The following is a 15,606-nucleotide window of genomic DNA, read 5'->3' on the forward strand; positions in this document are numbered from 1 at the left end:
GGTTTCCCGAAGCCCTGGAAGCATTCAACACGGTCACGGTGTTTGACCTGTTGATCGAATACATCAAAAGCGGGCGCATCCGCCTGGATCGCCAACGGTTCGATGTGCGCGCCACCTACCACGACCCCTGCAACTACGGCCGGCGGGCGCAGAAACGATTCGGCTACGGCTATTTTGCCGAACCCCGGTGGATCATGGACCAGTGCCTGGAAGACTGGGTCGATCTGCATCCCGACCGGCAGCACCAGATCTGCTGCGGCGGCGGTGGCGGCGCCCTGACCACGGGATACAATGACGAACGCATTTTCTACGGCCGTCGAAAAATGGACCAGATCCGCGCAACCGGTGCCCACATGCTGGTCCTGCCCTGCCACAGCTGCCACGGCCAGATCAACAGCATCAAGGCGACCTATGACATGGACGGCCTGACCGTGAAATACCTCTGGGAACTGGTGGCCGATTGCCTGATGTTGTAGCGTCTCAGCGATCTGGAATTGGATCTGTGAAGGCGCCCACAGGTTTTCACGGCGCTGAGGAGACGCCGTTAACCTGTGTCTAAGCTGCGTTCCAGGTTGATGGTTGTGGAAGGCCTGAACCGGTTGGCGCTGAAGAAGTGGATCAGTTTGGAATCATTCCAGTCGACCAGGGTGTTCACTTTTTTTACGCCGATTTGTCTCAGGTGATCCATGAATTCATTGATCAACCGCTCACCCAGGCCCTGATGCCGGTATTGGGGATCGACACCGATGGTATCCAGCCTGGCCTCTTCCTGAAAAATACCGTATTCGCCCATATAGAGCTCTCCCATGACAAACCCCACAACAGTTTTGGCGTCATCCTCGGCCACCAGCGACGTGGGCAGGTAGTCATTGGAATTGAACAGTTTTTCAAACTTCATTTCATAATACCGGGGCCGGGGCGCCTGGAGGACCTTGGCGTCGATCGCCACCACGGCGTCGAAGTCGTCAACCGTCATGAGTCTGATGCTGATGGTGCTCTGGTTCATGGTGCCTCCTTTGGGTGTAACCGTCTCCGCCGACTGGAAGGGATTGAGGTGGTGAACGGAGCTCACGGGGGGCGACAATCCCGCAAACAAGCCCCCCGTGCCGGCATGTTTCCGCAGGTATCGCCCGCCCCGTCCGATCGGCAGCCGATTCTGGCCTCGACCTGTAAAACCCGGAAGGGTAAAAAAGAGCAGATAGATATAGCGTTACCCATTTTCATAGTTGGGGTCAAGGGGATTAGGGGTAGAGGGGTTCACGGGGTACCGCATCTGCTTCGCTGCCGGGCACCTGAAGTACCAATCGGTCGTCTGCATACCCAACGCCTCGCATCTACTGCACCCTGTAAATGCTTACAGTTCGGTTTTTTCAACTCATTGACGGCTTCAACCCAGTGACCGGCTGAGATTGACTGGCATCTCTGCTGACCGATTGAAGGGGGGCGGCGGGACGCTTGGACTGCCGTTGGAAGCCTGCGGCACAATCAGGCCTGAAACCGGCGCCGGCCTTGGCGTGTGGGCACGGATCACGGGGGATGACCAATCCCTCGACGATTACTCTTGTGCGGGTACGTCGTGGAAACGAGAGGCCGGTGTCCCGGAAACCGCCGGGGAAGCGGGGGCAACGCCTTCAGGGAGGGGGCAGCCGCAGGCAGTGCGGGCGGCGGAGTCCAGGTTGCGGTCCCAGAAGTAAACGTCCCCCTTTTCGCACACCCAATGGCGGTGATAGTGGTAACACCGGATCTGGACGTCCGTCTCCGGGCAGACCGTAAAGTATTCGCCCGAACCATAATAGTCCGACGGCTTATGGGTAAAGGGGACTGCATCTTCCGCGCATTCCCAGGCATGGGTGCAAGCCGCGGACAGCAGGAGCGGTAAAAGCACCGACCCGGCCAGCCTGAAAATCCGCTGTTTCAACATGGGCCTGCGTCCTCCCCGCCATCGGCCCCTTTCGCCGACCCATGCCAGACACCCGCAACACAGACACGGTGGACCCCGATATCCCTGATCCGGTCCGCGGGGACCTGGAACGGGTCGTCTTCCAGGACGACCAGATCGGCCAGCCGACCCGGTGCCAGGGTGCCCTTCTCGCTTTCTTCAAAGGCGCTCCAGGCCGCCGTTGCGGTGAACATCTCAAGGGCCTCACGGACACTCACCCGCTGCTCAGGATTGGGGTGGGTAACCGCCGCCTGGATGCCGGCAAGGGGGCTGTAAGGGGTTACCGGGCTGTCCGATCCGCCGCTGATGGGAATGCCCGCATCCAAAATGGTGCGATAGGGGTGCACGCGTGCCAGGCGGGATTGGCCCAGCAGGGCCGCATACGTGGCCATGTCCTTCTGGCCGATGAAGGCCGGGATGAAGGCCGGCTGCATGGCCGCCATGATGCCCGCCCGGGCCATGCGTTCGATCTGGTTGTACGTCGGCAGTTCCAGGTGTTCGATGCGGTGGCGGTGATCCTCACGGGGAAAGGCCCGCAGCGCCTTTTCCATGGCCCACAGCACCTGTTCGATGGAACGTTCCGACTCGCAGTGCACCGCGATCTGGAGCCCCTCACGGTGGGCCGCCAGGATAAAGCGATCCATTGCCTCCTGGGTATAGGTCAGGGCGCCGTAGTTATCCGGTTCGTCCGCATAGGGTTCGAACAGGGCGGCCGTGTGCGCTTCGAAAGCACCGTCCGAGCAGATGCACCCGCCGATGCGGGGCAGTCCCAGACGTTTGACCTCGTCGATATCCATGGACTGGTTGTAGCAGACCAGGTGGACCGGCAGACGGTGGCGGTGTCGCCAGATAAAGGGGGTGTCGCCGGGCCCCAGGTCTCCGCCGTCGAGGGCATGCAGGGTCGTGATCCCTTTTGCCAGGGCCATGCCGGCCGCCCGGTCAAGGTATCCAAGCCGGGTCTCCGGGGAAACGATGCCGGCCATGGCCGGGTGCACGAAGGTCAGGATGCCCGGATCCCGGACCACGCCGGTGGGGCGCCCCCCCTCGAGATCGAGCCCGGCCAGGTCGAGCGGCGGCTTGATGATCTCCAGCGCCCTGGTGTTCAGGGCACACATGTGGACCGTGGCGTGCATGAGAAAAACGGGATGGTCCGGGACCGCACGATCCAGGTCGGTCCGGGTGGGCATGGCCTTTTGGGCCAGCGCCTGCTCGTTCAGGTAGCTCCCGAACACCCACTCCCCTTTGGGTGTCTGCCCGGCCCGGTCGGCAATCCGTTCCAGGATCGCAGCAATGTCGGGGACATCGTCCAGATGGACGGCCGACGCCTGGGACCCGGTCAGCATCAGGTGTTCGTGGGTGTCGATGAAGCCCGGCAGCACGGTCCGCCCACCCAGGTCCAGCGGTGTCCATCCCCGGTCGATGAGGGGCGACAGCGTTTCCTGCATGCCGACGGCGGCGATGCGGCCATTTTCGACAGCCAGGGCCGTACTGCGGGTATCCCCGCCATCCATGCTGATGATGTTGGCATTGATGATGAGTTCTCGGTCGCTCATGGGGTCACGCCTGTTTTTTCCTGCTTGTCAGTTTTCTGTCGATCCAATCGATCAGTTGAATGATGCCGCCCGGGAAAAAGAGGATGGTGGCACAGATCAGCCCGCCGAGGATGGCCAGGCGCAGGGTGCCGGCCAGCCGCAGGAATTCGTTGCCGAAGACGATCACGGCCGAGCCGAGCACCGGTCCCATGAAGGTGCCGATGCCGCCCAGTTCCATCATGGCGATGGCCAGCAGAAACGGCTCGATGGCCAGGGTGGCCGGTGAGATGTCGCCCAGGTAGTGGACATAGAACCCGCCGCAAAGACCGGTCATGAAGGAAACCATCACGAAGACCTTGATCTTCTCCTTGTACTCGCTGACCCCCAGGGCGGTGGCAAACGCCTTGCTGTCACGCAGGGCCACGAAGGCCAGCCCGGTGGACGAGCGGATGATCCACCAGATCGCCCCGTGGATCAGGAGGAAGAAGCCAAAAACGATATAATAGGCCTGCACCCGGGTGATATCGGCAAAAAAAGGCGGAATATCGTGCAGCCCCATGGCCCCGCCGGTGATGGTGCGGGTCTGGGTCAGGACCGTCGGCAGGCTGTCGGCAAAAATGAGGGACAGCAGGGCAATGTAGATGCCGCTGAGCCTGAGGGCAGGCAGTCCCACGAGCAGGGTCACGATCACCATGGCGGCCACACCGCCTAAAATCATGCACCCCCAGGGCGACCAGCCCAGGGACTTGGCCAGGATGCCCGACGCGTAACCGCCCACCGCCAGAAAACCGATGTTGCCCAGTGACGAGATGCCGGCCACACCCATCAGCAGGTTCCAGTTGGAGGCCACCGCCGACCAGATGAAAAAGAGAATCAGGATATGCATGATGTACATGTTTCCGTGAACCAGGGGGTAGGCGGCGATGCCCGCCAGCCCCAGTGCCACGGCGATGACTTTCCAGTTGAGCACCATTACAGCGTCCTTCCTCCCATCAGGCCCTGGGGCCGGATTAACAAGATGATCAGGAACATGAAAAACCAGATCGGCCAGACCCACATGGGGCCGAGGTAGAGCGAAATGACGGCTTCGGCCAGACCCAGGATAAAGGCGGCACAAATCGCACCGGTCACGCTGCCCAGCCCGCCGAAAACGACAATCACAAACCCCTTGACCATCCAGTCCCAGCCGATGTGCGGCGTCATGTAGTACTTGGTTGCCAGCAGGACGCCGGAAAAGCCGGTCACCGCCGTTGCCAGCCCGAAGGCCAGTCCGAACGTTCTCTGCAGGTTGATGCCCACGATGCGGGCCCCGTCCATATCCTGGGCCACGGCGCGCATGGCCTGGCCGAACCAGGTTTTTTTGATGAAATAATTGAGGGCGACGACAAACAGGATCACGATCACGATCAGGGCGATCTCATGGTAGTTGATGCGCACAAATCCCATCTTGAAACGGCCGTCGAGAAACCGCGGGATGTCCTTGACGCGGGGGCCGAATCCCTGCAGAAGCAGGTTTTCCCAGAGGATTCCCAGACCCAGCAGGAAAATGATGATCGAAAATTCCCAGTCCTTGGTTTTCAGCAGCGGGCTCAGGGTGGCGTGGTAGAGAACCAGACCGATCACGAACATGACCGCCACGGAAACCGCGATGGCGGGAAACAGCCCCAGGCCGAAATGGCTCATGCACAGCCAGGTGAAATAACCGCCCGACACGGCCACAATGCCATGCCCGAAGTTGAAGATGTGGGTCACGCCATAGACGATGGTCAGCCCCAATGCCATGCAGGCGTATAGGGATCCGGAAATGGTCCCGCTGACAAAAGCGTTGATCAGCTCTTTGATGGTGCACCTCTCTTTGTTCGTTGGAGCCGGGTACGTGCTGTCATGGAGGATTTTGGCGTCTTAGAAATAGGCCTTTTCAATTTCGGACTTATCGATCTCACCGGCCCCCCGCTCCATGACCACCTCGCCTTTTTTCAACAGAAAGATCCGGTCCGCCACGGCCAGCGCATAGTCCACCTCCTGTTCGACGACCATGATGCTGATGTCTGTGGTTTTTTTGATGCGGTTGATGGCGCCGAAGACGGTTTTTTTCATCAGCGGTGACAATCCGATGGAGGGCTCGTCGATCAGCAGGAGCTTGGCATCGCTCATCAGGCCGCGCCCCACGGCCAGCATCCGGCTTTCCCCCCCGGAGAGGGTCGCGGCCATCTGGTCCTTGCGCTCGTCGAGCCGGGGGAACAGTGAGAACACCAGCTCGAGGTTGTCGTTCACCCGGGGCCGCGCCCGCCGGTTGTAGGCTCCCAGCCGCAGGTTCTCCAGGACGGTCATCTCCGTAAAAATATTGCGGGCTTCCGGAATATAGGCCAGGCCCATCTCCACGAGTTTGTCGCTGGCGAGGCCGGTGATATCCACGCCGTCGAAGCGAACCGATCCCTTCCGCGGAGGATTGATCCCGGAAATCGCCTTGAGCAGGGTGGACTTTCCGTGCCCGTTGGGCCCGAACAGGGCCACCACCTGGGCCCTGGCAACACTCAGGTCGGCCTGCCGCAGGACTTGCAGTTCCCCGTAATAGCTGTCAAGGCCGGAGATCGTCAGGATGGCCTCATCGGCCGCAGGTCGGGTCATTGGTCATCCTCCTCGAGGACGACCTGGCCATCGCCCAGATAGACGTCGATGACGCGCGGGTCCGTCCGTATCCCTTCGGGGTCGCCGTTATAGATCACTTCACCGTTGTCCAGAATCAGTATGCGGTTGGAAATATCGATCAGGGAATCCAGGATGTGCTCGATCATCAGCACGGTCGTGCCGCCATCCCGGTTGACGTGCCGGACGACCCGCAGGAAATCGCTGATTTCGGTCACCGAGAGACCGGCCAGGGGCTCGTCAAGCATCAGCAGGCGGCACTCCGTGGCAAGGCAGGCCGCCATCATCACCAGCTTGGTGGTGTACAGATCCAGGTTGCTGGCCTCCAGGTCGCGGACGCTGTTGAGGTCCAAAAAATCCAGGGCCCTGGCGATGCGGTCCCTTATGCCCCTTTTTCTCCCGCCGCCAAAGGTGACGCCCACGCGGATATTGTCGTAGACCGTTAGGGAGGGGAAAGTCTGGGGCACCTGGAACGTCCGGGCAAGCCCCAGCCGGCAGATCTGGTGGGACTTCAGCGCCGTGATGTCGCGGCCGTCAAAGATGATGCTTCCGGCCGTCGGCGGAAAGGTTCCGGCCATCACGTTGAAAAGGGTCGACTTGCCGGCCCCGTTGGGACCGGCGATGCCGAAAATCTCACCCTGCTCCACTTCCAGGTCGACATCGAGAAGTGCCTGCAGCTTGCCGAATACTTTGGAAATGCCTTCTGTTTTAAGAATCATGCCTACTTAATCCATGACGGCAGCTGATAGGCCTTGCCCTCGTTAAACCTGGCCGGGCGCATCTTGACGTTTTTACCATCCTGAATCTGGAACCAGACCAGCGGCATATAGTCGTCCGACTGGTAAATGGACTGGTCCCTGGGATCAAATTTGTATTTGGCGCACAGCCCGTCGTACTCGGTAGACCGGATATGGTCGGCCACTTTTTTATAGCAATCGTAACAACCGGCCTTCTCGACGGCCGCGGCCCAGATATCGAAGGCATCCCGGGTCGCCTCGGCATAAAGGCCGGCCGGTTCACTTTTAAATTTTTTCATCCAGCGTTTTTTATAGTCCTCGTACTTGTCTCCGAATCCGTAGGCGCCGCCGACCCAGATCACGCCATCGGCCGCTTTGCCGGCCAGCTGGATGAATTCGGGGATCGAGGGGGTGTACTGCATGTAGACCAGGGCATTGAGACCGTCGTCCTCGAAATGGTCGGAGAACTGCTTGATGAAGCGGGCGGCGTCGGTCGGGTCCAGGTGCCAGAAGGTGACATAGGCGGGGTCCTTGGATTCAATCTTGGAAAGGATCGGCCCCCATTCGGCCATACCGAAGGGAACGGTCTCGTTGACGACGACCTCGTATCCGTCTTTTTCGGTAATGGCGGCGAATTCATCGGCGGGCATGATGTTGTACGCATAATCCACCTTGATGATGGCAATCTTTTTGTTGGGCGCCGTCCAGCCCATCTGCTTGCCGGCGTCAAAGAGGTATTTGGCGGCATCGACCCCGTAGGCTTTGTCATTGTACATATACTGGAAGACATTCCCGTACTTGTCCGGATTTTCGGCCACCGGCTGGGTGCACAGCGTCATGGCGTTGCCGTGCAGATAGGGGATATCAAAGGCCCCGAACACCTTGGTGTCCACACCGCCGTCGTCATACCCCGTGATAACGGCATTCACGCCTGCACCGACCAGCCGTTCGCCGATCGCCTTGATTTTTTCCGCTTCCAGTCCGCCCACGTCACCGAACTTCAGCGCGACAGGGTGGCCCAGCACCCCCCCGGCGGCATTCTTTTCGGCCACAGCCAGTTCCAGCGCCATTTTCATCTGTTCACCGTCGCTGGCATAGGGCCCCGTCAGCGGCAGCGGGCATCCGATCAGGATCGGCTTTTCCGCCAAGGCCGGCCCGGAGACCATCAGGCAGATCAATAGACTCACCAACAAAAACGGAACCATCTTTCTTTTACTCATCTGCACACTCCTTCTTCTGGTTTGCGGTTATCCACCGGTCTTGAAACGCGTATCGAAATTGCGGGCACAATCGTTTTTCCAACACCCTGCAACTGGCCGCCCTTCTACCTGTTCACACCGTCATTGGTCATCATGGTCCGGTATCGGCCCGGCCGCCGGTCCCTGAACAATCCCCATTCCCGGCGTTCGGCGGCCATCTGCACCAGATCGACATCGGCGGTGATGACGCCCTGGGCGGTCCGGTCCATCTGGGCCACCACCTGCCCCCGGTTGTCGGTGATAAAAGAGGAGCCATAAAAGGTGATGCGGGAATCGTCGATGGTCTCCGCACCCGTTCGGTTGGATGCCACGACCGGCATCATGTTGGCGCCGGCATGCCCCTGCATGCAGGTCTGCCAGTGGTCTTTGGAATCATAGTCCGGATGGCGCGGTTCCGAACCGATGGCCGTCGGATAGAAAAGGATCTCGGCACCCATCAGGGCCATGCAGCGTGCCGTCTCCGGAAACCATTGGTCCCAGCAGATGCCGACCCCGATGGCGGCATAACGCGTCTGCCACACGCGAAACCCCGTATCCCCCGGATTGAAGTAGTATTTTTCCTCATACCCGGGGCCGTCCGGGATGTGGGTTTTTCGATAGGCGCCCATCACGGTTCCGTCCGCATCGATAATGGCGGCCGTATTGTAGGCGGCCTGGTTCTTCTTCTCGTAGAAGCTGATGGGCAGGACGACGGAAAGCTCCCTGGCGACGGAGCAGAAGTGACGCACGGCAGGGTTTTCTTCAAGGGGTGAAGCCAGTTGCAGAAACGCCGGTTTTTCAACCTGGCAGAAGTAAAGGGATTCAAACAGCTCCTGAAGAAGAATGATCTGCGCCCCTTTCAAGGCGGCTTCTCTTACGAGCGACTCGGCGGCGGCAATGTTTTGGTCCCGGTTATCCGAACACCGCATCTGCGTCGCTGCGACACGCAATATGCTCATGGCATGCTCCCGATGGTGAGATGGCCTCCGCCAGATGAAAACAAGGTCAAAGGGAATGCAAACAACTGAGGACGGTACTATTATCGAATCATTTATTGAAAATATTTACGGTTGTCAACTTTTTCTTTTCGATATCAGTCATAATTTCGCATCTTTTTAACGACATTCGTACTTGATTTACCTCGTCCACTTTAGTTATAATTATTTTTTCAATATTCTCCGCGGCGGCCCCCCATCAGGATAGATAGTGAGCCTGCCGCATTCTGGACGCCCAAACAAAGGCAAGGTGATATGTTGAATCTGCCCATCGATGACATTGATGCTGAAATCATCAACATGCTCAAGAAAAACGGCAGGACGCCCAACACGGAGATCGCCAACGTGTTGAACCGCTCGGAAACGGCCATCCGAAAGCGGCTGAAGCGACTGCTCGACGAGGAAATCATCCAGATCGTCGCCGTGGTCAATCAAAAAAAGCTGGGGTATGAGATCGAAGGAAATATCAGGATCAAAACCGACATCAAAAAGACCGGGCAAGTAAAAAGGGAACTCGAGGCGCTCGATCGTGTGTGGTACATTGCGCAGATCACCGGGTCATCCGACTTCGACGTGGAATTCAATGCCCGTTCCCAGGACGATTTGCGGACACTCATCGAAAACGTCAACCGGATCGACGGGGTCCTGCAAACCGATGTCTCCATCCGGCTCCAACTGGTGAAAAACCGCTACGACTGGGAGAAGTAAAAACATCTCATTGCCGGGGGCTTGATCGTGAAGCCCCCGGCAATGCATCCGCCGGGATTATGTCAGGCCGCTTCCAACACGGCAAGGGAGAGGTCTTCGACGATGCCCTTGACCCGTTCCCGGTAAGCCAGCATATGCGGGGTCCGAAGGTGGGCATGAAGGGATTCCAGGCTCTCCCACTTCTCGAGAATGGTGACCCGGTTCTCATCCAGATGCTGTGGCGGCAGCCCGCTGTCGACATCAATGGTGGGGGCATACTCGAGGCACCCCTTCTCCGCTCGGACGCGGGGCACATTGGACTTGAATATTTCCAGAAATTCAGGGACGCTGCCGGGCTTGACGCGAATCGATGCGACGACATGAATCATTTTACGGCTCCATTTTTTATGTGTGACGGGGACAAGGCTCGCTGACCCTCAACGGGTCCTTTTATTCCATCTTATTCCATCCCGGAAACAGCCGGTGCATCGAAGCGCCGGTCCTCCCAGTGCATGTATCTCATAATGGCCTTGACGGCCATATTTTTCAGTACACCCGGCGGCCAGGGGAGGGTCCGGCGGTTGACGAAAAAGACATCGGTAAGATCGGTCCGCCGCTCCAGCACCAGGTCGCAGAGGGTTTTTCCGTTCAGGTGGGTAAGGCTGACCCCGTGACCCACGCAGCCCAGGCTGTATACCACATTTTTGTCTCCCAGGTACCCCAGGGCCGGGGCCATGTCCAGGGGAACCGACACCGGGCCGCCCCATTCATGGGTGAAGCGGATATCTTTAAGCACCGGAAAGAGCTGGCGAACGTCTTTTTTCAAACCATCGAAGACCGGCGGGCTCAAGTCCCGGTCCATGTCGGTTCCCGATGAGAGCGACACATCCCGCCCGCCCATGAGCAGCCGGTTGTCGGCCGTCAACCGGTAGTAGTGGACCAGGTTGCGGGCATCCTCGATACCCTGGCGGTGCTGCCAGCCGATCTGCTCGAACTGTCGCCCGCTGATCGGCTCCGTGAGCACGATGTGGGTCCAGACCGGGATCTGTTTGCGTCGCAGGCCGGGGAAAAAATGGGACCAGGCATTGGTGGCCATGACCACTTTGTCCGCACGCACGCGCCCGCCGGGGGTGTCGAGGAGGACCTTTCCGCTGCCCTTCGATATATCGGTCACCGGCGTCGATTCATACAGATCCACCCCCATGGGAACGAGCTTGTCCTTCCAGCTCCATGCCAGCTTGGCCGGGTTGAGGATACCGCAGCGCGGCTCCCACCACGCCCCTAAGTACATGGGGCTGTTTACCTCCCGGGCCAGCTGGTGTTTGTCCAGCCATGAAATCCCCTCCAGGCCGAGCTGGTGCGCCAGTTCGATCTCCTCCTGGATCCTGGCCTTGTACTTCTCCGACGTGGCCACCCGCAGGAAGCCGCGATGCTCGTAGTCGCAATCCAGGTTCAATTCGCCCACCAGGTCGTGCAGCAGGTCCACCGCTTTCTCCATATACAGGTGGGCCGCCCGTGCCTTTCTCCTGCCGAAGCGAAGGGCCGTGATGCCCAGGGTCAGGCCGAACAGGGTCATGTTGAATCCACCGTTGCGCCCGCTGGCACCGAAACCGACCACCTGGCTTTCCAGGATGGCGATGCGCAGGTCCGGCTCCGCCTGCTTCAGGTGATAGGCCGAAGAGAGCCCGGTAAACCCGCCGCCGACGATGGCCACATCCACATCGATGTCGCCGGCCAGGGAGCGGCCGGGCCGGTAGTCACGGGTGGTCAGCCAATAACTTTTTCCCCTGAAGTCTTCTTTTTTAATGGATGCCCCCTCCCGGTTAATGGTTGGAACGGACGTTAGTTATTAAATCGGTCAACTGACCTCATTTATGAAAGACAAGGCCAGCTTTCCGTTGGCCGGGGGTGTTGGCCAGCCGGTGAATCATGACCGCAAACGGGGCAGTTATCCTGTCCTGCCTGCCCGGCCGGGCCTTGGCAAGGAGCCTATCGAACTGCCGGCTGTAACGGTCCACCAGCACCCGGGCCAGATCGGCAATGATGTCTTCCTTGCTCTTGAAATAGTAGTGGATTACCCCGTGGGGCAGTCCCGCACGGGCGGCGATGGCCTTGATGGAAACTTTCTCGTGCCCCTGCCCGGCCAGGCAATCGAATAGCGCCCCGACAATTTCCGCCCGGCGCTGGTCGGCGTTGCTTTTCCGTCCCATGACTCGCCCCATTTCTTTGTTCGGTCAACCAACCTAATAATATTCACCCGTCCGCATCGTCAAGGCCAATTAAAAGATCCACGGATGCAGACGGTTGAACCGTCTCGGATATTCCTGAAGCCTCACCTGCGTTTGATCCGGGTTCCATCGTTTCCCGCCTGAAAAAGGCTGACGGCAGACATCCGGTTAAAGCTTTGGAGCATGAATGCCGATAGGGGAAAAAATAACCTGGCCTGGCCGTTGCCGGGACCTGACCGGACAAAAAGGCCCTGACACCCGACAATTCGCACCGGAGACTAAAATGGTGAAACGTATAACGACCCTGGCCCTGTTATTGATTTTGACCGGACTGGTTCCATCCGCCCGGGGGCTGGAGCGGTTTGAGATCATTACCACCCAGGAACTCCAGCGGATGCTCACCGAACGGGCGGCGGGAAATCAGGATTTTGCCCTGGTCAATACCCTGGACGCCCTTATTTATGAGCATCTGTCCATACCGGGTTCGATCAACATCCCCTGGAGCCGCGTGGCAGACCTTACAGACCGGCTGGGCAGCTATCGAAACCGGCTGGTCGTCACCTACTGCATGGGCTACCGGTGAGTGTTCGCTTACAAAACGGCAGTTGCCGTTAAAACCCTCGGCTATCGCAACATCAAAATCTACAACGGCGGCATCAAGGACTGGCAGAAGTCCGGACTGGCACTGGAATCCATTCATCCGCTGCCGGCCATCGATACCGCCTTCATTGCTGCGGACACCCTGAAACAAACCATCGAGGATGCTCAGGCCAAAGGTTGCATCGACCGCCATGGTGAGCCCCTGGTGACCCTTCTCGATTTAAGAAACGAAAATTTTCTGAGGCCGGACAGCCGCCCGCCGAGCATCCTGTCCACCTGCCGGACACAAACCCTGCTGCTGGACGATCTCCGAAACCCGGACGTGCGGGCTTCCATTCCCCGGCACGGGCTGGTCGTAACGATCACGGAAACCGGGAACCGCGATACATATGTCATGCGCTACCTCAGCCAGTTCGGCTTTTCGAATGTCAAAGGGCTTCAATTCGGTATGCGCAGCTGGATCAAACTGGGCTACCCAACCGCAGCACCATCCAGGGCGGACTGATCCATGCCGAGCCGGTCCCTCAAGAAAGGCCTTTATATTTTCATTGCGGCCATACTGGTGCAGGCATGCGTGATGGCATGCGATGTCTACTCCCGACATCGCATCGCCGTTTCCGACGCCACCCTCCACGCCATAAGGGAAGTGGAACGCAACTTCCTGGAAACACTGGCCGAGGAAAGTCATGATCTGCCCGAACCTGCCGCCGACATGCCATTGACCCGTCACTACCGGACCATGGCGGAGATGATCCACCGCGGGGGGCTCGAGCTGGATACCGCGATTATTGAACGACGCAATCAACTCTATCGTGAACTGACCACCTTGAAGCAGGAAGGCCGTCTGCTGCATCAGCACCTGAACCGGATGTTACCGTCGCTGACATCCAGCGTCCGCTACATCCATGAGCACCACATCGCCTATCTGCAAAACCTTATCTCCCGGGGAAAACTGGACCAGGATTACGATACCGGGGAAGGCTTCAGCCGCAGCCCGGTGAAAGCCGCTCCGGAACTCGATATCGTCAAAATGGCGGTCGCCATTCAAACCGGCATGCTGGATATTTTCGAAACGTTTTCAAAACTGGAACGCGGCTTTTCACCGGCCGCCATCAGTGTCGAATTTCAGGAAAGAATCCAAGCATTTTACCAGTTGGTCAACATCCTCGAAGACTATTCCCTCGACGCCCAGGACGGCCTGCTGGTTGAAGAGCTGCTCTTGAACGGGCGCACCTTCGAAAACAGTTTCAAGCGCTTCATCGCCATCGAAAAAAGTATCCGCAGGCTGTCTGCTGACAAAGACAGGAACCGCCATTATCTCTTGGGTCAGATCAAAACAGCCAAAGCGCACATTGAGCGGGCCTACGGTCACCTCGAAACCCAGGTTGAAACGCTGCAACGCCTGTCGCTGCTGGTCAATGCATTCATGCTCTGTTTGCTTTTATTTTTCAGCAAACGGATGATCAAGGCCTTCCGGCGGACCCTCGACGAAACAGGACGGATCCAGGAGAACCTGTCCTATCAGATCCCGGTCCGCACGTCTGATTTTGTGGAGTTTGGCACCATCTACAATGCGTTGAATTCCATGGCCGGGACGATCAACAGCCAGGTCGTCAAGCTGGAAGAATCGCGGGACCTGCTGGAAGAACGCGTGCAGATGCGCACCAGCGAACTCTCTCACGTAAATAATCAACTGATTGCCGAAATCCAGGATAGGATTGAAAAAGAGAAACAACACCGCGAACTGGAAGCCAAACTCAGCCGCGCCAGGAAGATGGAGGCCATCGGCACCCTGGCGGGAGGCGTTGCCCACGACCTGAACAATATCCTTTCCGGCATTATCAGTTATCCGGAACTGATCCTCATGGATCTTCCGCAGGATCATCCGCTGCGCGACTCCGTGATGGCCATCAAATCCTCCGGCGAAAAAGCCGCCACCATCGTCGAGGATCTGCTCACCCTTGCCCGCCGGGGAATCGCCACCCATGACCCCGTGGACCTGAATGCGTTGGTGAACCAGTTCATCGACAGCCCGGAGTGTGCCAATATTCTGCGCCACCACCCTGCCGTCCGAATGCGGAGCCGGCTCACGCCGGGCATCGGCTCGATGATGGGCTCGCCGGTTCATCTGTCCAAAACCATCATGAACCTGGTATCCAATGCCGCCGAGGCCATGCCCGACGGCGGGACGATTGATATTGTCACGACCCTGAAATACATCGATTTCACCATCCGCGGCTATGACGACGTAAAGGAAGGCGAATACCTGAAGCTTTCGGTGGGTGACACCGGTGAGGGCATCGCCGAAGAAGACCTGGAACGGATTTTTGAGCCCTTTTTCACCAAAAAGCAAATGGGGCGCAGCGGCACGGGACTGGGAATGGCGGTCGTCTGGGGGACCGTCAAGGATCACGCCGGCTACATCGATGTGAAGAACCGCCCCGGCAGCGGCACGACGTTCAGCCTTTACTTTCCGCTGAACCGGGCCATCCCGGTCAAGGATGGCGATGCGGCCATCCCGCCGGAACGATACCAGGGGCGGGGTGAAACCGTCCTGGTGGTGGATGATGTCAGGGAGCAGCGGGAGATTGCGACCCGGATTCTTGAAAAAATAGGATACCAGGTGGCATGCGTGACAAGCGGCGAAATGGCGGTTGCCTATTTACAGCAACAGCCAGCCGATATCCTGCTGCTGGATATGATCATGCCCCGGGGAATCGATGGACTGGAAACCTATCGCCGGGTGGCTGAAGTGGCGCCCGGGCAAAAAGCGGTCATCGCCAGCGGGTTCTCGGAAAGTGAACGGGTTGCCGAAGCCCAGCGGATCGGGGCCGGGCCCTACATCAAAAAACCGTATGGTATTGAGCAGATCGGTCTGGTCATCCGTGAAGAACTGGACCGGCCTGCGATCCGAAAGTCCGCGTGATTCCCTTATCCCCCCCGACAATTCAATCGCATTCGTCTCATCAGGCCAGGGGGTCCCGGGCCGGTATCGAAGCCGCCC

Annotated in this window: 17 protein-coding genes; 5 read left to right on the top strand and 12 right to left on the bottom strand. The window is 58.7% G+C overall.

Annotation, left to right across the window (positions count from 1 at the left end; translation table 11 throughout):
* The first annotated feature begins 50 nt into the window (after positions 1-50).
* Positions 51-476, top strand: a complete 426-nt coding sequence (locus DSCA_RS14295) for a heterodisulfide reductase-related iron-sulfur binding cluster (RefSeq protein WP_167527776.1) — start codon at positions 51-53, stop codon at positions 474-476.
* Positions 477-544: 68 nt separating this feature from the next.
* Here DSCA_RS14295 and DSCA_RS14300 read toward each other — a convergent pair whose 3' ends face one another.
* From DSCA_RS14300 to aguB, 9 genes are all read right to left on the bottom strand, one after another.
* Positions 545-1,006, bottom strand: coding sequence for a GNAT family N-acetyltransferase (locus DSCA_RS14300; protein ID WP_155317064.1), 462 nt, complete (start codon positions 1,004-1,006; stop codon positions 545-547).
* 549 nt (positions 1,007-1,555) lie between these two features.
* Positions 1,556-1,921: a hypothetical protein gene (locus DSCA_RS14305; protein ID WP_155317065.1), complete on the bottom strand. Its 366-nt coding sequence runs from the start codon at positions 1,919-1,921 to the stop codon at positions 1,556-1,558.
* The gene (locus DSCA_RS14310) at positions 1,915-3,492 is read right to left on the bottom strand and encodes an amidohydrolase (protein WP_155317066.1); all 1,578 of its coding nucleotides are present in this window, start codon (positions 3,490-3,492) and stop codon (positions 1,915-1,917) included. Before DSCA_RS14310 ends, DSCA_RS14305 begins: the two co-directional genes overlap by 7 nt.
* 4 nt (positions 3,493-3,496) lie before the next feature.
* Entirely contained in the window at positions 3,497-4,444 is a 948-nt protein-coding gene (locus DSCA_RS14315; RefSeq protein WP_155317067.1) for a branched-chain amino acid ABC transporter permease, read from the bottom strand.
* Entirely contained in the window at positions 4,444-5,364 is a 921-nt protein-coding gene (locus tag DSCA_RS14320) for a branched-chain amino acid ABC transporter permease (RefSeq protein WP_331457168.1), read from the bottom strand. Before DSCA_RS14320 ends, DSCA_RS14315 begins: the two co-directional genes overlap by 1 nt.
* Before the next feature lie 9 nt (positions 5,365-5,373).
* A complete protein-coding gene (locus DSCA_RS14325) occupies positions 5,374-6,099 on the bottom strand; it encodes an ABC transporter ATP-binding protein (protein WP_155317069.1) in 726 nt (241 codons plus the stop codon).
* On the bottom strand, positions 6,096-6,836 hold the full coding sequence (locus DSCA_RS14330; RefSeq protein ID WP_155320433.1) for an ABC transporter ATP-binding protein: 741 nt from the start codon (positions 6,834-6,836) through the stop codon (positions 6,096-6,098). Before DSCA_RS14330 ends, DSCA_RS14325 begins: the two co-directional genes overlap by 4 nt.
* A gap of 2 nt (positions 6,837-6,838) precedes the next feature.
* A complete protein-coding gene (locus DSCA_RS14335; protein WP_155317070.1) occupies positions 6,839-8,074 on the bottom strand; it encodes an ABC transporter substrate-binding protein in 1,236 nt (411 codons plus the stop codon).
* Between the two features lie 104 nt (positions 8,075-8,178).
* A complete protein-coding gene (gene aguB, locus DSCA_RS14340; protein ID WP_155317071.1) occupies positions 8,179-9,051 on the bottom strand; it encodes an N-carbamoylputrescine amidase in 873 nt (290 codons plus the stop codon).
* Positions 9,052-9,342: 291 nt separating this feature from the next.
* Between aguB and DSCA_RS14345 the strand changes: the two genes are divergently transcribed.
* The gene (locus DSCA_RS14345; RefSeq protein ID WP_155317072.1) at positions 9,343-9,795 is read left to right on the top strand and encodes an Lrp/AsnC family transcriptional regulator; all 453 of its coding nucleotides are present in this window, start codon (positions 9,343-9,345) and stop codon (positions 9,793-9,795) included.
* Positions 9,796-9,857: 62 nt separating this feature from the next.
* Here the strand turns inward: DSCA_RS14345 and DSCA_RS14350 are convergent, their stop codons facing one another.
* From DSCA_RS14350 to DSCA_RS14360, 3 genes are all read right to left on the bottom strand, one after another.
* Positions 9,858-10,163, bottom strand: a complete 306-nt coding sequence (locus DSCA_RS14350) for a putative quinol monooxygenase (RefSeq protein ID WP_155317073.1) — start codon at positions 10,161-10,163, stop codon at positions 9,858-9,860.
* Positions 10,164-10,234: 71 nt separating this feature from the next.
* Complete coding sequence (locus DSCA_RS14355) at positions 10,235-11,494, bottom strand: NAD(P)/FAD-dependent oxidoreductase (protein ID WP_231716492.1); 1,260 nt, start codon at positions 11,492-11,494, stop codon at positions 10,235-10,237.
* Between the two features lie 148 nt (positions 11,495-11,642).
* Entirely contained in the window at positions 11,643-11,984 is a 342-nt protein-coding gene (locus DSCA_RS14360) for a TetR/AcrR family transcriptional regulator (RefSeq protein WP_167527777.1), read from the bottom strand.
* 301 nt (positions 11,985-12,285) lie between these two features.
* Between DSCA_RS14360 and DSCA_RS14365 the strand changes: the two genes are divergently transcribed.
* The 3 genes from DSCA_RS14365 to DSCA_RS14375 are packed head-to-tail and all read left to right on the top strand — an operon-like array spanning position 12,286 to position 15,528.
* Positions 12,286-12,585: a rhodanese-like domain-containing protein gene (locus DSCA_RS14365; RefSeq protein WP_155317076.1), complete on the top strand. Its 300-nt coding sequence runs from the start codon at positions 12,286-12,288 to the stop codon at positions 12,583-12,585.
* Positions 12,586-13,107 carry a hypothetical protein gene (locus DSCA_RS14370; RefSeq protein ID WP_155317077.1) on the top strand — a complete coding sequence of 174 codons (522 nt, stop codon included), beginning with the start codon at positions 12,586-12,588 and terminating at the stop codon, positions 13,105-13,107. It abuts the gene before it with no gap.
* Between the two features lie 3 nt (positions 13,108-13,110).
* The gene (locus DSCA_RS14375; protein WP_155317078.1) at positions 13,111-15,528 is read left to right on the top strand and encodes an ATP-binding protein; all 2,418 of its coding nucleotides are present in this window, start codon (positions 13,111-13,113) and stop codon (positions 15,526-15,528) included.
* Positions 15,529-15,606: the final 78 nt, after the last annotated feature.

The sequence above is a fragment of the Desulfosarcina alkanivorans genome (genome assembly GCF_009688945.1).
In the GTDB taxonomy this organism is placed as follows: Bacteria; Desulfobacterota; Desulfobacteria; order Desulfobacterales; family Desulfosarcinaceae; genus Desulfosarcina; species Desulfosarcina alkanivorans.